Raw genomic sequence first — 22077 nt, forward strand, 5'->3', positions numbered from 1 at the left:
AAAAAGGGGAGACTCCCCTTTTCCTATTATACCATTTATAGCGCCATACTGATATAGTTAAGGATAAACAAGGCATCCAAAATCCAAATCATTACGTGCACATCCTTGGCTTGACCTTTGACAACTTTTGTCAAGGTGTATGTCAAGAAACCAACAGCAATCCCTTGTGTGATAGAGTAGCTGAATCCCATAAAGATAGATGTGAAGAAGGCAGGAACCGCTTCAGCCATATCATCCCAAGGGATATTTTTCAAGTTAGAAAGCATCATGATACCGACGATAATCAAAATTGGTGCTGTTGCAGCTGTCGGAACAATCGCTAGAAGTGGGCTAAAGAAGCTAGATAGAGCAAAACAGATCGCAACCACTAGGGCAGTCAAACCAGTACGTCCACCAGCACCGATACCCGCCGCAGACTCAACATAGGTTGTAACGTTTGAAGTACCTGCAATAGCACCTACTGAAGTTGCCACCAAGTCAGAGTATAGAGCCTTGTCCAATTTAGCAGACTCATGGTTTTCTCCACTTGTCGCAACGATACCAACTTTTTCACCAGTACCGATAAGAGTACCGATTGTATCAAAAATATCCGTTAGTGAGAAGGCAAGAATAGCCATCAAGGTTTCTGGTAAACGTGAAGTGTTTGAAATCAAAGATCCTAAACCTTCCGAACCCAGAGCAGCACCAAACAAAGTTCCTAAATCATTAACCGCTGCTGAAAGATTGTTGCTAGCAAAGTCAATCCCTGATAATTTGACAACACCAACAGCAATAGCAAGGACAGTCGTTGTTAAAATAGAAAGAATAATTCCACCTTTGATGCCTTTAACAACAAAGAAGATGGTAATAGCCAAACCAGCAAGAGCCACCAATACGGCTGGAGTATTGAAATCTACCAAGCCTGGAACAGCTGCTGAGTTTGCAGTAAGTGCAGCTTGAGCCTTGTCTGCTCCTTCACCTGCTACAGTATAAGTACCTGGGTCAATTGAGAATTTCAAGAGACCAGCATTCTTAATCCCAACATAGGCAAGGAAAACACCAATACCAGCCGAAATAGCTGAACGAAGTGTTGTTGGAATAGATTCGATGATCATTTTACGAACATTTGTCAAGGTAATAATCAGTGAAATAATTCCACAAATGAAGACCATACCAAGAGCTTCTTTCCAAGTATAGCCCATTCCAAATACAACTGTAAATGTAAAGAAGGCATTTAGTCCCATACCTGGTGCTTGTGCGTAGGGCAAATTAGCATAGAAAGCCATCATCAAAGTACCGACTACAGAACCGATAATCGTTGCCAAGAACACACCTTGAACAGGCATACCCGTTTGGGAAAGCATTTGAGGGTTTACAAAGAGAATATAACTCATTGCAAAGAATGTTGTTAAACCAGCAAGCACCTCTGTACGGACATCTGTCCCGTGCTCTTTTAGTTTAAATAGTTTGTCCATCTTTAATCTCCTTTTGTTTTTTTACGAACAATATCAGTATTATATCATTTATCATTCACCTTTTCAATATGTTTGTTTGATTTGTTTAATAAATCAAAGCAACTGTAGTTTTTGTTCTTATCTGCTTTTCTTCCTTCTTTTTGATATAATAGTAGACATCTTATCTGGAAACGACTAGGAAGGTTTATATGACTAAAAAAATTATCGCAGTCGATTTGGACGGAACCCTGCTGAATAGTGAAAGCAAGCTCTCCGATTTCACCAAAGAGACGATCAAAAAAATTTCAGAAAAAGGACACCATGTTATCATCACGACGGGACGTCCGTATCGTATGGCAAAAGATTTCTACCGTGAGCTAGAATTGCATACTCCCATGATTAACTTTAATGGTTCTCTTACCCATCTACCAGGACAGGCTTGGGAGCATGAAAAGTGCTTGACATTGGACAAAAAATATCTCCTAGACATGGTCAAGCGCACGGAGGACATCCAGGCTGATTTTATTGCAGGAGAATATCGAAAAAAATTCTATATCACAACTCCGAATGAAGAAATTGCAGACCCTAAACTATTTGGCGTAGAGAACTTCCGGCCGGAAAATCAATTCAAGCCCGAACGAGTAACCAAAGATCCCAACTGCATTCTCTTGCAAACAAGGGCTGAAGACAAATACGCTTTAGCAGATGAAATGAATCGTTTTTATCAGCACCAACTAGCTATCAATACCTGGGGTGGTCCCCTCAACATCCTCGAGTGTACTCCCAAGGGTGTGAACAAGGCCTTTGCTCTAGAGTACTTGCTCAATGTGATGAATCGTGATAAAAAAGACTTAATCGCCTTTGGCGATGAGCATAATGACACTGAAATGTTGGCATTTGCAGGCAAGGGATATGCTATGAAAAACGCCAATCCTGCTCTTCTTCCATATGCAGACGAACAACTTCCTCTGTCCAACGAAGAAGACGGAGTGGCCCACGCTTTACAAAATTTATTCTTATAAAAGGAAAGATTGCGACCCTGCAATCTTTCCTTTTTGTTTTCATTCCGTTTTCACAAAAACACCTCGTTTTCTGTATTTTTATATTAAGTTTTCTATTACTATTTTCATTTATCTCTCAAAAACATTTATATATTAATATTTTTAAAAAGTCATTCTATGAAAACTTTTACATCTTTTTAGAAAAAGTAGTTGATTTTTATATGAAAACGGTTTATACTTAAGGTTAGGCTTAAAGTTTTCTTAAACATACAGTCAAACATTTTATAAGGAGGAATGACAATAATGAGTATCGGAATCATTATTGCGAGCCACGGCGAATTTGCTGCGGGTATTCATCAGTCAGGATCTATGATCTTTGGTGAACAAGAAAAGGTTCAAGTTGTGACCTTTATGCCAAATGAAGGTCCAGATGACCTTTACGCTAAATTCAACAACGCTGTGGCTGCATTTGACGCAGAAGATGAGGTTCTAGTATTGGCTGACCTTTGGAGTGGATCTCCATTCAACCAAGCTAGCCGCGTAATGGGAGAAAATCCAGAACGTAAGTTTGCCATCATCACAGGACTGAACTTGCCGATGTTGATCCAAGCCTACACAGAGCGCCTTATGGACGCGAATGCAGGTGTGGATAAAGTCGCTGCGAATATCATTAAAGAAGCCAAAGATGGCATCAAGGCTCTTCCAGAAGAGCTTAACCCAGTTGAGGAAGTTGCAACTGCTGCAGCTGCTCCAGTTGCACAAGCTGCTATTCCAGAAGGAACAGTTATCGGTGACGGTAAACTGAAAATCAACCTTGCTCGTCTAGACACTCGTCTCCTTCACGGTCAGGTTGCCACTGCTTGGACTCCTGATTCAAAAGCAGACCGTATCATCGTTGCTTCAGACAACGTTGCAAACGACGAATTGCGTAAAGAATTGATCAAACAAGCAGCTCCTAACGGAGTAAAAGCCAACGTTGTCCCAATTCAAAAATTGATCGACGTTGCAAAAGACCCACGTTTCGGCGAAACTCATGCCCTTATCTTGTTTGAAACTCCACAAGATGCACTTCGTGCTATCGAAGGTGGCGTGCCAATCAAGACCCTTAACGTTGGTTCTATGGCTCACTCAACAGGTAAAACAATGATCAACAACGTTTTGTCTATGGACAAAGAAGACGTTGCAACCTTTGAAAAAATGCGTGACCTCGGTGTTGAATTTGACGTACGTAAAGTACCAAACGACACGAAAAAAGATTTGTTTGACTTGATTAAGAAAGCAAACGTTCAATAATTTTAATCTGTTTCGATCATTTTTGAAAACAGGATTAAATACTTTATTAAAACTAAATAGAAAAGGAATAAAACCATGTCAGATATTTCAATCATTTCTGCTATCTTGGTTGTAGTTGTTGCCTTCCTTGCAGGTCTTGAAGGTATCCTCGACCAATTCCAATTCCATCAACCAATCGTCGCATGTACCCTTATCGGACTTGCAACTGGTAACCTCGAAGCAGGTGTTATGCTTGGTGGATCTCTTCAAATGATCGCCCTTGGTTGGGCAAACATCGGAGCTGCCGTAGCTCCTGACGCTGCTCTTGCATCTGTTGCTGCAGCAATCATCTTGATCAAAGGTGGTAACTTTACTACTGAAGGTATCGCCGTTGCTACGGCAACAGCTATTCCTCTTGCCGTAGCTGGACTTTTCTTGACTATGATTGTTCGTACAATCTCAGTTGCCTTGGTTCACACTGCTGACGCTGCTGCTAAAGAAGGAAATATTGCGGCTGTTGAACGTGCTCACTTTGTTGCACTTCTTCTTCAAGGTCTACGTATTGCAATCCCTGCTGCCTTCCTTATCGCTATCCCTGCTTCTGCCGTTCAAGATGCTCTCAAATTGATGCCAGACTGGTTGAACGGTGGTATGGCTGTCGGTGGTGCTATGGTCGTTGCCGTTGGTTACGCTATGGTTATCAACATGATGGCAACTCGTGAAGTATGGCCATTCTTCGCTATCGGTTTTGCACTTGCTGCGATTTCTCAATTGACTTTGATTGCCCTTGGTGTCATCGGTGTTGCCCTTGCCTTCATCTACCTTAACCTTACAAAACAAGGTGGAAACGGTGGCGGCGGAGCTGCGACTTCTAACGACCCAATCGGTGATATCCTAGAAGACTACTAGAAAGGGGAACAATCATGGCTGAAAAAATTCAATTATCAAAATCAGATCGTCAAAAAGTTTGGTGGCGTTCACAATTCCTTCAAGGTTCTTGGAACTATGAACGTATGCAAAACTTGGGTTGGGCTTACTCATTGATCCCAGCTATCAAAAAATTGTACACTAAAAAAGAAGACCAAGCGGCTGCTCTTGAGCGTCACCTTGAGTTCTTCAACACTCACCCATACGTAGCTGCTCCTATCATGGGGGTTACTCTTGCACTTGAAGAAGAGCGCGCTAACGGTGTAGAAATCGATGACGCGGCTATCCAAGGGGTTAAAATCGGTATGATGGGACCTCTTGCTGGTATCGGTGACCCAGTATTCTGGTTTACAGTTCGTCCTATCCTTGGAGCCCTTGGTGCATCACTTGCTGCATCTGGTAACATTGTTGGTCCCCTTCTCTTCTTCTTTGGATGGAATGCTATCCGTATGGCCTTCCTATGGTATACACAAGAGTTCGGTTACAAAGCTGGATCTGAAATCACTAAAGACATGTCTGGTGGTATCTTGAAAGACATCACCAAAGGAGCATCTATCCTTGGTATGTTCATCCTTGCCGTTCTTGTACAACGTTGGGTATCTATCAACTTTACTGTTAACCTTCCAGGTAAACAATTGGCTGAAGGAGCTTACATCAATTTCCCAGAAGGTGCTGTTACTGGTGCTGAATTGAAAGGAATTCTTGCTGATGCACTTGGAGGATTGAGCCTAGATAAGATTCAACCACAAACCCTTCAAGGTCAGTTGAACTCATTGATTCCAGGATTGATGGGACTTCTCCTTACTTTCCTTTGCATGTGGTTGCTTAAGAAAAAAGTATCACCAATCGCAATCATCCTTGCTCTCTTTGCAGTAGGTATCGCAGCTCGTTTCTTCGGTATCATGTAATCCAAGCCATCGAGAATATAGATAAAAAAGAATCAGGATTAAACCTGATTCTTTTTGTGTATCAATTTTTTCTTCTAATCAAATAATGCAAGCCCCCAATCACGACTGCTAGGATAGCTGTATAGATGACTTGAGGGGTTTCTAGAGGCACAAAAGTTCTTTGCAGGATAAATGTATTGGCAAGTACGCCAACAAGGGCTGCAAGGCTCAAAAATGCGAGCAAGACTAGTTTGTATCGATTAAATGGCAGACTAACCTTGGCAACTAGACACAGACCATTAATTAAAGCAAGTAGGAAGCAAATAAATTTGACCTGACCTGGGACAGTGATAAAGAAGTTCGTCAGGAGTACACTAGCGACTAGAACGCCACCACCAATCGCAGCATTGGTCAAAATATCTCGCATAAAATGTGTGCTGACCTTTTCTTTATTGGACTCAAAAGTTAGGAAGAAGGATGGAATCCCAATCGTAATGGCTGAAATGATTGTAAACTGAATGGGGATAAAGGCGAATTCCAAACCAAATACCACACTCAAAATCGCAAACACGATGGAGAAGAAGGTCTTTGTTAGAAAGAGAGAAGCTACCTTTTGAATGTTATTAATCACACGGCGACCTTCCATCAAGATATCATAAAATACCGCAAAATCATCGGTCAAAAAAACAATATTGGATACACTTTTGGCTGCGCTAGTAGCACCATTCATAGCAAAACTGATATCTGCTTTCTTGAGAGCCAGAACATCATTGACCCCGTCACCGCTCATTGCAACTGTTTTACCAGCATTTTGCAAAATAGATACCATCTTTTGCTTCTGTTCAGGTGTCACACGACCAAATATTTCGTGTTCCAAGACCACTCTTTCAAAGTCATCATCGCTCACCTTGGTCATATCAATCGCACGGGCTTCTTCCTTAAAACCTGCCTTACGAGCCACCCCATATACAGCCACATGATTATCACCACTGATAATCTTCACTTCAACACCTTGAGATTCGAAATAGTCAAAGGTTTCCTTGGTATTGTCCTTAATCTCATCTGACAAAACGACGTGCCCTAATAGTTCCATTTCGGATGGGCTTGTAATGTGGTCCTTACTATGGGCAAGTGTCAAGATTCGAAAACCTTGCTGTTTTAGATTTTCATAGTAGGCATCCATCGGCTGGGTAAAGCCTAAAAACTCATAGGCTCCGAAGAAATAGGTCCCACTGTCTTTTACTTGGACAAAGGAATACTTGTTTTTACTTGAAAAGGCACCGACTTCTTGAACTTCCCACTTTTTCTCACAGGTTAAGTAAGTCTTCAGAGCTCGGGAAGTTGCATTTTCATCTTCGAAATAAGCCAAATAAGAAGACAGTTTCTCTGCTACATTAGCATCCATTTCTTGGACCTTCATATTCCCCGTCGTGATGGTTCCAGTCTTATCAAAACAAAGAACATCTACTCGCGCCAAGGTCTCTACACAGTATAGCTCCTGCACTAGAACCTTCTTTTTAGCCAACTTCATGGCTGCTACCGCTAGGGAGACGCTAACCAAGAGAATCAAACCCTCTGGAATCATGCCGACCAAGGCACCTGAACTTCCCAAGACAATTTCAACATAAGACCGTCCTAGACTAAAACCTCTGACATAAAGCAGAATCGCAACTGGCACTAGCAAGATAGAGACGATTTTTAAAATCTTATCCATATAATCGCGCAGTTGAGAAGGGTATTTTTTGAATTCCTTGCTGGATTTTGCAAGTTTGTTGATATAACTATCGGGTCCGACCGCCGTCGCCGTGACCAAACACGTACCGCTGACAACATTGCTTCCGCTCATCAGCTTGTCACCAACTGTTTTAAAGACCGAATCACTCTCACCAGTCAGCAAGGACTCATCAACTTCAATATTCCCTTCAAGCACTTCTGCATCTACAGGCACCTGATCTCCCAGATTGAGATGCAGATACTCACCCAGTACGATGTCTTCTGGATCAATCTCAATCGTTTGACCATCTCGATTGACTTTGTACTTACTTTTACCTAGCAAACTTAGCTTTTCTAAAGCATTTTTTGAACGCACTTCTTGGAAAATCCCAATGGCTGTATTGATAGCAATCACACCTAAAAAGAGCATATTTTCAAATCGCAAGGTTGTGGCTACCAGAACTGCCAGAGCCAAGTTCATAGCATTAAAGAAGGTAAAGTTATTTGAAACGACGATTTCCTTGGTTGTTTTATAAGGTTTAATGTCGCTGATATTTCGTTGACGATCCTTGATGTCTTGACTGCTTAAATACTTCATTTCTACTCCGATATCCTTTTGTACTACTATAATAACACATATCTTTTTCTCTGTCACTTAAAGACTCAAAATAAGAAGAACTCCCTTGGCAAGCATCATCCATCATCACTTTAAGAAGGACTTAAAAAAGAGGCTAGGATTTCCCTAACCTCTTTTTTCTATGCTTTTATTCTGCCAAGGCACCCATTGGATCCCATGGTGCAAGTACGATTGGTTCTGCTTCATAAGCAGCTTGTTCTTCTGCTGTCAGCAATTCCTTACGGACAACGATTTGGTAAGTGTATTCATCCATCCAAGCGTCTGAGGCGACGAAGTAACCATCTGTACCGACCTTGTCTCCCCATGAGTTTTCAACCTTCCACTTGGTTGACTTACCATTTTCGTCCAAGTCCACACCTGTCAAGACCATGGCGTGGGTCATCAAGCTTTCGCTGTAGTCCAAACGTCCAGCTTTGTCTTGAGTGAGTTGAATGTCCATGCTTGACTCAAAGTCATAAACATCAGTCGCAAGAATTCCAGCTTTGCGGTTGCTGAGCTGGCCGACATCTGAACCAAACCAAACAGTTTCTCCTGTTTGCATTTGGGCAATCGCCAATTCTTTCAAGCGCTCCATTGGAACGTTGATGTAGCGAACTGCACGGCTACCAACCACATTTCCTAACATCTCAACTGTGTAAGATTGGCCGTAAGGCTTGTCAGCAGTCGGAGCATTGATAACAGAAACATAATCTTCTAGAGGTAGATTGACATATTTCTTGTAAAACTCTTGTGGCGTAATCCCCTTTTCACTTTGGTAGTTATCATCCTTATCGCGATAAGCAAAGTCAAATTTACGCGGTGGAAGTCCTAGTGACATAGCAAGGAAGTTAAAGATTTCTTGCAAGAGGTCTTCTTTCTTAGCTTGAACAGTCACTTGGTCTGCACCAGAAGCGAGCAAGTCACGCAAGATTTGGGCATCTTGACGAAGCAATTTGTTGAGGATGGCATTGAGCTCACGGCTACTGCTAGAAGAAACAGACTCAGGATAAACAGACTTAGGAACGACACCGTATTTCTCAAAGAGGGCCACGACCATATCCCACTGTCCACCGTCTTGTTGTGGAGTTTGGAGTAGGAAGCTAACCTTACGGCTCGTCAATTCTTGGTCTGCAGTCGCAATCACTTGCTCCAAAAACCAGTTGGATTTCTCGTACTTGTCCCAGAAGAATGTGTGGGCTTGTGACAACTCAAAGTTTTCCAGTTTGTATTGAGAGATGAGTTTGTGGCGGAAGGTGTTGAGAGCTGCAAACATCCAGCAACGACCAGACGCTTTCTGGTTAGTAACCTTGTCCTTGGTCAAATCCAATGAGAAAACAGGTGTATTGTCTACATGGCTTTGGCGACGTTCCAGGGCTGCAAAAATTCCGTTATGGCTGGCAGCATTTTCAATCGCTTGGTATTTGACATTTGCTTCATAGTTAGCAAATAATTTATCTGTAAATGATTCTTGAATCGCGTTCATAGATTCCTCCTTTTATTCTACTGTCTATTATAACTCTTTTCACAAAGGAAGCAACTGAAAACATAAAAAGGCAAGGTCATTCTCCTCACCTTTTTACTAAAGTAAATTGACTTAAGCAACGCTAGCAAGGAGAACTTCTAACTCCTCCTTGGTCAAGCGACGCCATTCTCCTCGTTTCAAATTCTCATCCAAAACTAGAGTCCCCATGGCCAAACGTTGTAGGTCCACTACTTCCTTCCCGCAGTATGCTACCATGCGTTTGACTTGATGAAATTTTCCTTCTCTAATAGTCACCCGAACCTGGCTCTCATCCTTATATGAATCCACTGACAAAATCTCCAGTTTGGCCGGCTGGCAGGTGAAATCCTTGAGCGGAATGCCCTTGGCAAATGTATCCACATCTTCTTGGCTCATACTGCCCTCGACTTGCGCCAAGTAAGTCTTATCCACATGACGTTTGGGTGAAAGCAACGCATGGGCCAGCTGACCATTATTAGTCAAGAGCAGGAGTCCATGCGTATCGATATCCAAGCGCCCTACTGGAAAAACTTCCTTGCTCCGAGCCAAATCATCCAGCAAGTCTAGAACTGTTCTATGCTTGGGATCCTCAGTCGCTGAAATAACTCCTTGGGGCTTGTTCATCATGTAGTAGACAAACTCCTCGTACTCTAGCACTTGACCATCAAAGCGAATTTCGTCTTTTTCTTCATCAATCTGCAGTTTAGCTGATTTCTCTTTTTTACCATTTACTTTCACGCGTCCAGCCTTGAGCAAGTTTTTGACCTCCGTTCGACTCCCTACTGCGCAGGCAACTAAAAATTTATCTAATCTCATAGAACTATTATATCATACTCAAAAGTAGGCTGGCCCAAGTGACCAACCTCCTTTTTTCTAATTTTTCAAGAAACTAACTTCCTCGTCTCCAGAAAATAGCTAAGACAACCATAGCACCTAAAACAGCTGGAACAATAGCTATCCCCGCTAGGTTTGGACCCCAAGTCCCAAAGAGCAGGTGCCCCAAAGAAGCACCAATCCAGCCGAGAAACATTTTCCCAAAGCATCCCATGCTTTCTCCACGATTGGTTAAAGCACCTGCCAAGAGTCCCACTAGGAGACCAACAAACATACTTCCAAGCATAGCTTCTCCTTAAATTGCCCAGTCTCCTTTGCGGAAGAGTGGTACACGTGTTCCATCCTCACGGATACCATCGATATCCATTTGACTCGAACCAATCATAAAGTCCACGTGAACATCTGAACGGTTCAGTCCTGCAGCTTCAAGCTCTTCTTCACTCATCTCTGCCCCACCAACAACGCTGGTCGCATAGGCTGCACCGATAGCCAAGTGGTTTGAAGCATTCTCATCGAAAAGCGTGTTAAAGAAGGTAATGCCTGACTGAGAAATTGGGCTCGGATCTGGTACCAAGGCACATTCACCCAAGGCACGCGCACCCGCATTTTCAAAGACAAGGTCCTTCATGACCTGATCACCCTTTTCAGCAGTAATGTCAACGATTTGTCCATCCTTAAAGGTTACTTTAATCCCTTCGATGATATTTCCGTTATAGCTAAGTGGTTTTGTAGAGGTTACATAGCCATCTGCACGACGGAAGTCAGGAGCCGTAAAGACTTCTTCTGTCGGCATATTTGGCAAGAATCCTTCTCCCTGTGCATTGATAGCGCCAGCTGATTCCCAAACGTGATTCTTCGGCAAGCCAAGTGTCAGATCGGTTCCTGGCGCTGTGTAGTGAAGGGCTGAAAATTGCTCTTTATTAAGCATTTCTGCCTTACTCTTAAGAATGGCTGCATGTTCTTCCCAAGCCTTAACTGGATTTTCTTCATAGACACGACAAGTTTTGAAGATTTGGTCCCAAAGGAGATCGACTGCTTCTTCATCACTTGCTGCATTTGGGAAGACCTTCTTAGCCCACTCGAGTCCAGCAGCGGCTGCTACAGTCCAGCTAACCTTGTTGGATTGCGTTGCGATACGCATTGGCTTCATGGCAAGTCCCATAGCTTTTGCAGAAGCTGAAAGCTTGTCCGCATCCACTCCGTTCAAGGCACCTGGATCAGATGAACGAACTCCTAGACGGCTAGCCTTGTTTTCCAAGAGGTAGTTCATCTCAGCAATCTTGTATTCTGGAACATTGTCCAAACGCTCCATCGGCGCGTGGAGGAATTTCTCACGGTTGATCACATCATCTGTCCACTGAACGATAACCTCATGCGCACCCAGGGCATAAGCTTCCTTCACGATCAAATGCGCCAACTCACGTTGCTCCACATCGATAGAGAGAGCCAAGGTGTGACCAGGTTGCACATTAATTCCATTCGCAACCAACAATTTTGCATATTTTTCTAGATTTTCTTTAAAATTTGGTAAAACCATTTTATTTTTCCTTTTCTATTTTTCTTTCAAAGCAGAAAATAATCCTGCTAAAGCAATGGCACCAGACAAGAGCGCTGTCGATAGAATAATTGTTTCATCTGCCAGCTCTAGCTGATAGTCAAAAACCTTTTCAGCTGGTTTATCTTCCGCAAAGATTCTAAGTTTCATCTTGAACTCCTTAAAATTTATTAAAATAAATCGCTATGACTGCCTGTCCTCAGCAAGTTTAAAATCAATTCAGACTTGTCCACTTTATAGACCAAAAGCCAATCTGGTTGGATATGACACTCACGAACTCCTTGAAAGTGCTTGGATGCTGCCAGTTGGTGATCTCGATATTTGGCAGGAAGTTCTTTTTCCTGAACCAGAAAATTCAAAACTTCTTCTAACAATTCTGCCCTCAAACCACGCTTCATAGCCAACTTAAAATCTTTTTTAAACTGTTTATGATAACGAATCTTAAGCACGCAAGTCCTCCATCAAGTCAGAGACTGATTCAAAAGATTGGCTCATATTACGATGTTGATTTAAATCCGTTAATACCTCAAGTAACTTCCGATTCTCGTCTAGCCTAACATCAAAAGGCAAACCCTGATATTGAATAGCCTGACGAAGGAAAATATTGATAGCCGTTGTCATATCCATCCCCAGATCATTAAACACCTGTTGGGCTTGCTCCTTAACCTCACTATCCAAACGGATGCTCATGCTCGTCTTTGACATATTCTCACCCTCTTTCTATTTATTATTTTAACAAAAAAGAAAGACAATGTAAATCTATTAGATATACATTAGCCTTCTTCGAATTGATTCTTATAATAGTCTAAAAGATCCACAGAGAAAACAGGAGAAAGAATAAGAAATTTACATATTATCCTTGCAGGTCACTAACATTTTCATATTTAATATTTACTTCCGAAGTCGAATTTGCAAATTTATAACCCATGAACAAAGCATTAAAATCGCTATAAGTTGATAAAATGATCTGATACTTATCTATAATTCCATGACGTAAAATTTCAATAAAAGATAGTACATTCATAGCATCCATATCTTGAACTGGATCATCTATCATTAAGAAGTTAAGATTATCAGATAACTTAAACATTGTATTCAAGGAGAGAGTAAATGCTAGAGACACAACAGCCAACTGCCCTGTACTCAGCTGATTCATTACATCATGATCATTATTAGTGTCGGATTTAAATCTAATAATTGCTACCTTTCCATTATCACTATTCGTTGTTTTCTTGTGCGTTAAGAAAATCCCCATACCTTGTTGATAATTTTGTAACATTTTTGCTGAGTATATAAAGAATGGGATACGTAGCTTTTTAACAATATCTATTTTGAACTGTTTTACTTCCTCCTTATATATAGTATTAATTCCTTCTAATCGTTCCACAGTTGTTCTCAATGTTTCTATCTGACTTGATAAATTTTGAAGTTGCTGATTTTGAACTAGTTTATGCTGTCCATCAAGATAAAGTTTCTTATTTTCTAAATCTCCAATACTAATATCCTCTAATACTTCCACTTTACTTTGAAAATATGTAGGAAATATGTTCTCAGCGTCTGCTATCAGATTCTCATTAATAGCATATTTATTATCAACTGCCGAGTGAATAGCATTTTTTAATTCAAGCAATCGACTATCAATCGTCGCCATATTTATCTTCGAATATGAACTTGATTCCAATTGGTACGTTTCAAACTGCAATTCAGAAAATTCTTCTCTTAAATCACACAGTTGTCTCTTTATATTTTCCAGATTATTAATATCTAGTAACCGATAAACATCATTATCAACTACTAATTTTGATTGAAATTCTTGCAAGTATAACTGATACTGCTGGATATAGTCTTTAAATTCTAACCTTCCCAACTCATATGGTACCATAATTGTGTACGACTGAATAAAAGTTTTAAAACCTTCGACATTTTGAGAATAACTTTGATACGAATTTTTTAATTCTTGTAATCTATCTAATACATTTTTATCTACATCCGTAGAAAGGCTATTTATTTCATCAATGATTTTCTGCTTCAGTTGCTGGATCAATTCATTCAGCAATAATTGAACTTCGTGTAATCGCTGACTATCTCTAGATGAAATTTCAGATAGATAAGCTTCATAACTATCATAAGCTTGTTTCAAATCATTGAAAGAATCAAACTGATTGCTACAGAATGGACATTTATTTTCGTCAACATATTGATGTCTTAATTCATTAAACTTGCCACTCAAATCACTTCTACGTTGTCGTAAAACACTTAAATTTTTGTCCACCTGTCCTGCATTTTCTCTTAATCCCTGGTAAAGTGTCCACTGATCTTTAAGTAATTTAAAATCATTTGAGAGGATATCGTCTTGAGCACACTGAAAAGACTCTGCTGTCATTTGATTAATATCAGTAGATAGATACGCCCAGTATTGATGTAATTGTTGTCTTCGCCTATATTCTTGGGTGATAGTTTCAAATGATCGAATATAATTTTCTAAAAGTACGTATTCAAATACTCTCGGGTTCTCTAATGTATATTTTTCCCAATGCCATTTATTATTCGGTCTTTGAACAAATGGAGATAAAATTGCGAGGCGTAAAGCACTGCCAATAGTATTGATTTCTTTCTTCCGCTTATCTCTTTCCAACTTTCGTTGATATTCAGAAATAGAAAATCTCTGTTTAAATCCAATAATCTTTTTAATTGTGACTTTGAAATCATCTAACTGGCTGAGGTTGTCTACAGAAAACGGATTTTCTTTATCAAATTGAAAAACCTGTTTGATAAACAATCTTTTATAAGGGATGTTATTCAATTCTTGCTGGGTAAGTTTCTCTTGTTGCTTAATAAGGAATCCCAATTTATCGCTGATAGCTTTATTTACTTTTTCAATCTTACTTATTCTATCTTCTATCTCATCAGTTTTAACCAAAAACGAGAGATTGTTACTTCTATCTTTCTCAGATTTCTTCAAGAAAAATGTCGTTTCTTCTTGTTGAATATAGTTAAACAGATTAAAAATCTTAGCAATTTCATATTTCCCATTAATCTCTAAAAAATTATCAACTGTAGTCTGATCTATTTCAGATACTTTAACATTATTATCTATGCTGATGAAATTTTCACCAGTTACTTCCTCCTGGCGAAACAACTTAAATTGCTCGATAGATTTCTTTGGGGCAAACAACCTTCCATCAGTAGTACTATTGTTTGTTAATTCTCGAATAATAACTAAGTGTTCACCATTTGATTTTTCCAACCATAATTTTACAATCACCGGCTGAGATATATCATTTTGAAAGAAAGGTTTATTATACGAAACATTCTCCCCGGTTACTTGAAACGTTTGAGTAATTCGAGAAATATTACCCGTCAAACCTAACTCTATTGCATCAAAAATAGTTGTCTTTCCAAATCCATTTGGTCCAACTAAAAAAGTTATACTATCACTAAAATCAATAATCGTTTTTTGCCTAAAATTTTTAAAATTATAAAGTAAAATCTTCTTTATTTTCATAAAATTATTCTTCCAAAATCTGTCTTAAATTATCAAACATACCGCTATTTTCAAGTTGTTCACGAATATTATCACTATTAAACAATTCTAAAATCTGATTTACTTGTTGCTCCTTTTTGACTTGTTGTTCACTTTCCATACGTAATTTTATTTTATCCTCAATTGTTGCAAATGGTTTATCAGAATGAGGTAGAGAAGTAAACGGTAACTTGATGATTAGTTGCATAGCAATAAAGTAGGAATCATCAAAAAACATGTTTCCCTCAAATTTATCAAATAAACTTTCTTCTTCTGAATCATCGCCGTTGTTTTGAACGAACTGAAGTAAATCCTGAATATCAGGATTAAGTTTATCTAGACCTTCATCAGTATAAAAAATAATATACTTCCTAAAATAGTATTCATCCTCTTCGATTCTCATGGCTATATTCTTAAAACGTTCATATACTTCTTTAATATTATTAACTTTCACAGACACAAATAAGGACGTATTCTTTTTTATTTTATTATCTTGAATTTTTTCGAATTCCGATATTAGCTGATTCGTCTTTTCACAAGTAAAAAAATTTTGTGTTTTGTCACCACTTGATTCCAATTCTTCTACATCATATTCTTGAATTATAAAAAATTCATTGTTATTATTCCACAATTCAATACCTTGGTCAATACACTGATAGTCATCCTTTTCTAAAATTTTTTTCATGAAGTTATTCATCACTATTTTGATCCTCCCTCAATTTTAGAACAGTTTTCTCATAGTCTATATATTCTAAATTAATTGAAAATATATTATCCTTCTCCTTCCCCAGTAATCCAGACTTCAATTTTTCTTTTCCCTCTTCATCTATAGGTTGAACTTCAAAAAATTTTTTGCCTTCAATATTCATATTGATCAAATAATCTGTATTAAAACTAGCTCTTATAAATCCAATATTTTTCATAATGTCATTTTTAACTTCACCAGCAGCAGCTTTTGGTTGGTGAATCATACTTAACCTAAACGACTCCTGATTAGTTTGATAATACAAGTTATTTAATATAAATTTTTCTTTTTTATACCACCTAAAAAAATTATACAAAATATATTTAATACTACCTCTATCAATCAAATTATCTAGATTATTCAAATCTTGTAGTTTCGAAATGCTATTATCAGGATGCATGTCAATTAATAGATTTTTGAAGTCATCATCAGCTAAATTTAGAATTTCATTTATTATTGTATTATCAACATCATTATCAAAACTTTCATTCCAATAAAGTGAAAATAACCCTTTTGCTCTACGAATTGATTGTCTTTCGCGTTTTTCAGTAGAAGTAACAATATTGTAAATCTCTGGAAATAAAATTACTGGATTTGCACTTCCTCCAGCTTCATGCGCCTCTCTTATTTTTGTGCACAGTAAATTTTTCAGTTCAAATAAAGTTTCTTTAATATGTTCATCATCATCTTTCAGGCTGGGACTATGTGCAATGAGTAAGCTTTTTATTTCTTCCTTACAAAAACTATCTATTTTAGACTCACTAACATTACTCAAGTCACAATACTTGCAACCATCAGGATACTCGTATAGTTTAACATTTTTATCATTTGGAATAAATTTGGGTTTATATGGTAGTTCTTTAAACTCCTCTTCTGATAATTCAAAGCCAATTACATCACAAATTGTATGTAAGTATCTAGAATTTTCTTCAACTCCATCTTCCTTAAATCCAGTTAGTACATCTTTATAATCGTTAAGATTCTTTTTATTTTTCTTTGCCTTTACTTGATGTCTTGATATAACTTCAATCCCTTTCACTATATCAATATCCTCTCCATCTTCTTTTTCAAATTGGACAGAGTAACCCCTAAAATCTTCATCGTTCTGAATCAACATATTTAATTCTTTCAAAGCAAGAAAAATACCAACCTGCCCCTGATGGTTATATCCACTCCAACTGGATGTTGCATTATTTTTTTCCCCAGCCAACTTACTTACAACCTCCTTTAGATCACTATCTCTTTAAGCAACCTTTTATCCTTACCTCATGTATCTCAGCAAAGCAATAATATTTGATAACTTATACTGCTAAACAGCCGTCCATTTCTTTTATTACAAATATTTATTTGATTGGTCATAACTTAATGACGTCCTCTAAAAACTTCAAAAAATATACATTCTCAAGAAAATATATTTCTGAATTTGATTATGCCCAATGACGGTAAAACTCGTTAATCTGCAATCTTGACCTTTCAACAGCTATGGCGCTTCACTATATCCATCAAAACAACTCATCAAACAAACTCAACTGGTTATCCTCTGGCATATTACCGAGAATCCCCATTTCATCCATCTTTTCAACCAAGGTTGATGAGAGTCCGCCACGCTTGCGCAGTTCTGTCTTAGAGAGAAACTCACCCTCTTCACGCGCACGCACCAACTGCTTAGCAACGTTCTCTCCCAGACCATCCATTGCGACAAATGGTGGGATAAGAGTGTCTCCGTCAATGATGAATTCAGTCGCATCACTACGATAGAGGTCCAACTTGCCAAACTTAAAGCCACGTTCCCACATTTCATTGACAATCTCAAGAGTGGTATAGAGGTCAATCTCCACATTAGAGGCTTCATTATTCTTCCGTTTTTCAGCGATTTCTTCCATTCTACGTTTGATGGCATCCAAGCCCGCACCCATGGTCTTGATATCAAAGGCCTTGGCACGGATTGAGAAGTAAGCACAGTAGTAATAAATGGGATGGTGAACCTTGAAGTAGGCTACGCGAAGGGCCATCATAACGTAGGCTGCTGCATGGGCTTTAGGGAACATGTACTTGATTTTCCCACAGGATTCGATATACCACTCGGGTACCTTATTGGCCTTCATGGCTTCGATGTAGCCATTTCGCTCCTCCTCAGAAATCTTGAGCCACAAGCCTTTACGCACCCGTTCCATGATGGTAAAGGCCATCTTGGGTTCGAGGCCCGCGTGCATGAGGTAAACCATGATGTCGTCCCGACAGCCGATAACGGTTGATAGATCCGCAATCCCTTGCTTAATCAAATCCTGAGCATTTCCCAACCAGACATCGGTACCGTGGGACAGACCTGAGAGCTGAAGTAACTCCGCAAAGGTTGTTGGATGAGTTTCATCGACCATGCCACGAACGAAGTTAGTTCCAAACTCTGGAATTCCCAGCATACCCGTAGGCGTTCCGATTTGCTCAGGTGTCACCCCAAGTACTTCAGTTCCTGAAAAAAGGGCCATCACACCTTCATCATCCATAGGGATTTCATTAGGGTCAATACCAGACAAATCCTGAAGTTTCCGAATCATGGTTGGATCATCATGTCCCAGTACATCGAGTTTGAGGACATTCTCATCGATATCGTGGAAGTTAAAGTGAGTGGTCTGCCATTCAGCCGTCACATCATCTGCTGGATACTGGACAGGCGTAAAATCGTAAACGTCCATGTAGTTCGGAATAACAACGATTCCCCCCGGGTGTTGTCCTGTTGTCCGCTTGACACCAGCCGCACCCTGAGCGAGGCGTTCTACCTCTGCATCACGATAAAACTTCCCATAGTCCCGCTCATAGCCCTTGACAAATCCATAAGCGGTCTTGGCAGCCACCGTACCAACCGTTCCTGCACGGAAGGCATACTCTTCACCAAAGATATCACGCACATCCAAGTGGGCGCTAGGCTGGTCTTCTCCCGAGAAGTTCAAGTCAATATCGGGAACCTTGTCTCCATCAAAACCAAGGAAGGTCTCGAACGGAATATCCTGCCCATTTTTGCTGAGTTTGTGACCACAGTTTGGACAATCCTTATTGGGCATATCAAATCCTGAACCATAAGAACCATCCGTGATAAATTCACTATACTGACACTGGCTACAAATATAATGAGGAGAGAGAGGGTTAACCTCCGTGATCCCAATCATGGTCGCAACAAAACTGGACCCGACAGACCCACGAGAACCAACCAAGTAGCCCCGTTCATTGGAACGTTGCACCAGCATCTGCGATGCCAGATAAATCACGGCAAATCCATTCCCCAGAATGGAAGTTAATTCTTTTTCAATCCGCAAATCAACGATATCTGGCAGCGGATTTCCATAAATCTCAAAAGCTTTTTTGTAGGTCAGCTCGGCGACCGTTTCTTCCGCCTTGTCAATGAAAGGTGTGTACAAGTCACCCTTAACAACCTCAACAGGTTCAAAGATATCTGCCAAGGCATTGGTGTTTTCAATGACTAATTTGCGTGCTAAATCTTCTCCCAAGAAAGCAAATTCATCCAACATTTCATTGGTCGTTCTAAAATGAGCCTTCGGTAGCGGTGCTGGTTGGGCATGTTCACCATGACCGATGGTTCGGTTAATCATAGCCCCCTGACCCAAACTACGGACAATAATTTCACGGTAAATCTCTTCTTCCGGTTCAATATAGTGGACATTCCCCGTAGCTAGAACAGGCTTGTCAAGACGGTCCCCAACCTCTATCAAACTCTTGATAATAGTCTGGAGTTCCTCCATATCCTTGACCTGCTCCTTGGCAATCAAGGGAGCATAGATAGCTGGTGGCATGACCTCGATAAAGTCATAATACTTGGCCACTTCAACCGCCGCGTCCACACCTTGGGAAACGACTGCGTCAAAAACTTCACCCTCCGAGCAAGCCGACCCCAAAATCAAGCCCTCCCGATGGGCATCTAGAACTGTTCTCGGAATCCGTGGCACCCCTTCAAAGTACTTGGTATTGGACAAAGAAACCAGCTTAAAAATATTTTTTAAACCAACTTGATTCTTGACATAGATAGTCACATGCTTGATCCGAGCTTTTTTATAAGAGTCTGGACTAATCAAATCAATGTTGAGTCTAGCTAAATCAGTCACACCATGTTTCTCTGCCACCTCTTTGATAAAGATGAAGAGCAGACGACCAGTAGCTTCCGCATCGTAGTTGGCCATGTGATGGTGTTCTAGAGCTACACCAAAACGCTTAGTCAAAGGCCCCAAACCATGACGTTTATACTCAGGATAGAGGTTTCTAGCAAACTCTAGCGTATCGATGACTGGCTGGCTAATCTTAGGCAAACCATGACGCTCATAGTTGGCATTCATAAAGCCAACGTCAAAGGTCGCATTGTGAGCGACTAGGACCGTATCCTTGCAGAATTCTTGGAATTCTTGCAAAACTTGTTCCAGTGGTTTAGCATTTTTAACATGGTCATCTGTAATACCAGTCAACTCAGTAGTAAAAGCGGATAAGGGATGCCCAGGATTGATAAATTCATCAAATTCGGCAATGACATTGCCCTTGTACATCTTAGAAGCCGCAACCTGAATCAAGTCATTATAGATGGCTGAAAGCCCCGTCGTTTCCACGTCAAAGACCACGTAGGTTGCTTCTGATAGATCCATCTCAATCACATTGTAGACAATCGGAACACGGTCCTCCACAATATTGGCTTCCATTCCATAGATCAGCTGAATTCCAGCTTTCTTAGCTGCCTTATAGCCATGTGGGAAGGACTGGACATTCCCATGGTCCGTGATGGCAACCGCCTTGTGTCCCCACTTAGCAGCTGTCGCAACGATTTCTTCAACCTCTGGCAAAGCATCCATAGTCGACATATTAGTATGAGCATGAAACTCAACCCGACGCTCACCTTCTGGCATCAAATCCTTCCGCTCATAGTGAACAACTTCCTGCACATCCTGCACGTTCATAGTCAAATCACGTGTGAAGTTATTCATCTCCACATTCCCACGAACTCTGAGCCAAGAATTTTTCTTAATGATGTCAAACTTCTGAGCCTCTTCTTCATTCTTAACCCATTTTTGCATTGAAAAACTTGAACTATAGTCCGTCATCTTAAAGTTAATCAAGACACGCCCTGTTCTGGTCACTTTATGCTCGACATCAAAAACGACCCCTTCAAAGACCAAACGATTTTCCTCAGTCGTCACATCAATCATCTGGGTAACTTCAGCCTTATCTAGTTTAGGCTTGGCCGCAGCCTTTTTAGCCTGAAAATCAAAGGCAGGTTTCTCTTCTACTGGTGGAGGAGCCATTTGTTCCAGTTGCTCCATAGCCCGGAGCGCTTCCTCATTGGCAGCTTGAACAATCTGTTCATTCTCCGTATGGAAGGCTTCCTCCTGCTCTTGTGTAAGAGCATCATTCTTTTCTATTTGGCATACAAAAGCTGGGAAACCAAACTTTTCGAGTTGCTTTGCTAGATTAGGAAGATGATTCTTCTTAAAGTGCTCCTTATCAATCGCCTCTGAACCTTCAATAATGAGTTGATTTCCCTCCGCACGAACGTTTAAATTCTGGTAAAGAGATTTAAACCCTTGACTTGCACATGGACCTTCAGAAAAAGACTCTCTATAGTAGGTCTGCAAGAGTTCATTAGAAAATTCTTGAGAAAGAGCCTTGATTTCGAAAACAGCTCGGTTTCCTGTCTTAGAAAATTCTTCACTAAGCCCTTTCTTTAACTCCAAAAAGATTTCAATCGGTAAAATATTAGAAAATACAAAATGAAATTCCCAAATCTTACTAATTTTATGAACCACAACACGCTCAATTCTGGCATCAACAAGAGCAGGATCCCGTCTCAATTGTTCAGAGATTCCTAGTTGATTCATTAAAATTTCAAACTTACTTGACATTCATTTTCCTCACATTATTCTCTTACTATTTTACCATAATTAAAGAAAATATATGACTAGTACCATTCCTTAAGCACTGCTAGTTTACACAAATTTGTTCCGTAAACAAAAAAAGAAGACTCTCAGAATCTCCTTAGTAAATAAAAAAAAAGATACCCTTAAGTATCCTCGTAATC

17 protein-coding genes are annotated in these 22077 nt (G+C 39.9%); 4 read left to right on the top strand and 13 right to left on the bottom strand.

Going from position 1 to position 22077, the window contains the following annotated elements:
• Positions 1-35 precede the first annotated feature (35 nt).
• Positions 36-1454 carry an NCS2 family permease gene (locus HMPREF1115_RS08445; RefSeq protein ID WP_000359241.1) on the bottom strand — a complete coding sequence of 473 codons (1419 nt, stop codon included), beginning with the start codon at positions 1452-1454 and terminating at the stop codon, positions 36-38.
• Between the two features lie 188 nt (positions 1455-1642).
• On the opposite strand from HMPREF1115_RS08445, the gene HMPREF1115_RS08450 reads away from it, so the two are divergent.
• From HMPREF1115_RS08450 to HMPREF1115_RS08465, 4 genes are all read left to right on the top strand, one after another.
• Positions 1643-2455 (top strand): Cof-type HAD-IIB family hydrolase, encoded by an 813-nt coding sequence (locus HMPREF1115_RS08450; RefSeq protein ID WP_000162370.1) that lies wholly within the window; start codon positions 1643-1645, stop codon positions 2453-2455.
• Positions 2456-2737: 282 nt separating this feature from the next.
• A complete protein-coding gene (locus HMPREF1115_RS08455; RefSeq protein ID WP_000021983.1) occupies positions 2738-3727 on the top strand; it encodes a PTS sugar transporter subunit IIB in 990 nt (329 codons plus the stop codon).
• 75 nt (positions 3728-3802) lie between these two features.
• Positions 3803-4615: a PTS mannose/fructose/sorbose transporter subunit IIC gene (locus HMPREF1115_RS08460; RefSeq protein ID WP_001280321.1), complete on the top strand. Its 813-nt coding sequence runs from the start codon at positions 3803-3805 to the stop codon at positions 4613-4615.
• 14 nt (positions 4616-4629) lie between these two features.
• On the top strand, positions 4630-5541 hold the full coding sequence (locus tag HMPREF1115_RS08465) for a PTS system mannose/fructose/sorbose family transporter subunit IID (RefSeq protein ID WP_000818314.1): 912 nt from the start codon (positions 4630-4632) through the stop codon (positions 5539-5541).
• A 61-nt stretch (positions 5542-5602) separates the two neighbouring features.
• Here the strand turns inward: HMPREF1115_RS08465 and HMPREF1115_RS08470 are convergent, their stop codons facing one another.
• The 12 genes from HMPREF1115_RS08470 to HMPREF1115_RS08530 all read right to left on the bottom strand — a co-directional run bounded on the left by HMPREF1115_RS08470 (position 5603) and on the right by HMPREF1115_RS08530 (position 21901).
• Positions 5603-7831: an HAD-IC family P-type ATPase gene (locus tag HMPREF1115_RS08470; protein ID WP_000876391.1), complete on the bottom strand. Its 2229-nt coding sequence runs from the start codon at positions 7829-7831 to the stop codon at positions 5603-5605.
• A gap of 166 nt (positions 7832-7997) precedes the next feature.
• Positions 7998-9332, bottom strand: coding sequence for an aminopeptidase C (pepC, locus tag HMPREF1115_RS08475; protein WP_000991662.1), 1335 nt, complete (start codon positions 9330-9332; stop codon positions 7998-8000).
• Between the two features lie 111 nt (positions 9333-9443).
• Positions 9444-10166, bottom strand: coding sequence for a pseudouridine synthase (locus HMPREF1115_RS08485; RefSeq protein ID WP_002882465.1), 723 nt, complete (start codon positions 10164-10166; stop codon positions 9444-9446).
• A gap of 73 nt (positions 10167-10239) precedes the next feature.
• Entirely contained in the window at positions 10240-10470 is a 231-nt protein-coding gene (locus HMPREF1115_RS08490; protein ID WP_000901578.1) for a GlsB/YeaQ/YmgE family stress response membrane protein, read from the bottom strand.
• Between the two features lie 9 nt (positions 10471-10479).
• The gene (locus HMPREF1115_RS08495; RefSeq protein ID WP_000243942.1) at positions 10480-11721 is read right to left on the bottom strand and encodes an aminopeptidase; all 1242 of its coding nucleotides are present in this window, start codon (positions 11719-11721) and stop codon (positions 10480-10482) included.
• 15 nt (positions 11722-11736) lie between these two features.
• On the bottom strand, positions 11737-11889 hold the full coding sequence (locus HMPREF1115_RS08500) for a hypothetical protein (protein ID WP_000776617.1): 153 nt from the start codon (positions 11887-11889) through the stop codon (positions 11737-11739).
• A 20-nt stretch (positions 11890-11909) separates the two neighbouring features.
• Complete coding sequence (locus tag HMPREF1115_RS08505) at positions 11910-12188, bottom strand: type II toxin-antitoxin system RelE/ParE family toxin (protein WP_000913061.1); 279 nt, start codon at positions 12186-12188, stop codon at positions 11910-11912.
• Positions 12181-12444: a type II toxin-antitoxin system RelB/DinJ family antitoxin gene (locus HMPREF1115_RS08510; protein ID WP_000047857.1), complete on the bottom strand. Its 264-nt coding sequence runs from the start codon at positions 12442-12444 to the stop codon at positions 12181-12183. Before HMPREF1115_RS08510 ends, HMPREF1115_RS08505 begins: the two co-directional genes overlap by 8 nt.
• A gap of 148 nt (positions 12445-12592) precedes the next feature.
• Entirely contained in the window at positions 12593-15244 is a 2652-nt protein-coding gene (locus tag HMPREF1115_RS08515) for an AAA family ATPase (RefSeq protein ID WP_000694262.1), read from the bottom strand.
• A 4-nt stretch (positions 15245-15248) separates the two neighbouring features.
• Positions 15249-15947: an ABC-three component system middle component 1 gene (locus tag HMPREF1115_RS08520; protein WP_232610111.1), complete on the bottom strand. Its 699-nt coding sequence runs from the start codon at positions 15945-15947 to the stop codon at positions 15249-15251.
• A gap of 4 nt (positions 15948-15951) precedes the next feature.
• The gene (locus HMPREF1115_RS08525; RefSeq protein ID WP_000896674.1) at positions 15952-17217 is read right to left on the bottom strand and encodes an ABC-three component system protein; all 1266 of its coding nucleotides are present in this window, start codon (positions 17215-17217) and stop codon (positions 15952-15954) included.
• 292 nt (positions 17218-17509) lie between these two features.
• Positions 17510-21901, bottom strand: a complete 4392-nt coding sequence (locus HMPREF1115_RS08530) for a PolC-type DNA polymerase III (protein ID WP_000095445.1) — start codon at positions 21899-21901, stop codon at positions 17510-17512.
• Positions 21902-22077: the final 176 nt, after the last annotated feature.

The sequence above is a fragment of the Streptococcus oralis SK610 genome, from assembly GCF_000257455.1.
GTDB classification, from domain to species: domain Bacteria; phylum Bacillota; class Bacilli; order Lactobacillales; family Streptococcaceae; genus Streptococcus; species Streptococcus oralis_CB.

Bases quoted from the DNA above. Each gene is read 5' to 3' on its own strand.
- pepC (WP_000991662.1), bottom strand. From the start codon at position 9,332: ATGAACGCGATTCAAGAATCATTTACAGATAAATTATTTGCTAACTAT.
- HMPREF1115_RS08530 (WP_000095445.1), bottom strand. From the start codon at position 21,901: ATGTCAAGTAAGTTTGAAATTTTAATGAATCAACTAGGAATCTCTGAA.
- HMPREF1115_RS08445 (WP_000359241.1), bottom strand. From the start codon at position 1,454: ATGGACAAACTATTTAAACTAAAAGAGCACGGGACAGATGTCCGTACA.
- HMPREF1115_RS08500 (WP_000776617.1), bottom strand. From the start codon at position 11,889: ATGAAACTTAGAATCTTTGCGGAAGATAAACCAGCTGAAAAGGTTTTT.
- HMPREF1115_RS08495 (WP_000243942.1), bottom strand. From the start codon at position 11,721: ATGGTTTTACCAAATTTTAAAGAAAATCTAGAAAAATATGCAAAATTG.
- HMPREF1115_RS08485 (WP_002882465.1), bottom strand. From the start codon at position 10,166: ATGAGATTAGATAAATTTTTAGTTGCCTGCGCAGTAGGGAGTCGAACG.
- HMPREF1115_RS08460 (WP_001280321.1), top strand. From the start codon at position 3,803: ATGTCAGATATTTCAATCATTTCTGCTATCTTGGTTGTAGTTGTTGCC.
- HMPREF1115_RS08520 (WP_232610111.1), bottom strand. From the start codon at position 15,947: ATGAAAAAAATTTTAGAAAAGGATGACTATCAGTGTATTGACCAAGGT.
- HMPREF1115_RS08490 (WP_000901578.1), bottom strand. From the start codon at position 10,470: ATGCTTGGAAGTATGTTTGTTGGTCTCCTAGTGGGACTCTTGGCAGGT.
- HMPREF1115_RS08450 (WP_000162370.1), top strand. From the start codon at position 1,643: ATGACTAAAAAAATTATCGCAGTCGATTTGGACGGAACCCTGCTGAAT.
- HMPREF1115_RS08465 (WP_000818314.1), top strand. From the start codon at position 4,630: ATGGCTGAAAAAATTCAATTATCAAAATCAGATCGTCAAAAAGTTTGG.
- HMPREF1115_RS08510 (WP_000047857.1), bottom strand. From the start codon at position 12,444: ATGTCAAAGACGAGCATGAGCATCCGTTTGGATAGTGAGGTTAAGGAG.
- HMPREF1115_RS08470 (WP_000876391.1), bottom strand. From the start codon at position 7,831: ATGAAGTATTTAAGCAGTCAAGACATCAAGGATCGTCAACGAAATATC.
- HMPREF1115_RS08455 (WP_000021983.1), top strand. From the start codon at position 2,738: ATGAGTATCGGAATCATTATTGCGAGCCACGGCGAATTTGCTGCGGGT.
- HMPREF1115_RS08515 (WP_000694262.1), bottom strand. From the start codon at position 15,244: ATGAAAATAAAGAAGATTTTACTTTATAATTTTAAAAATTTTAGGCAA.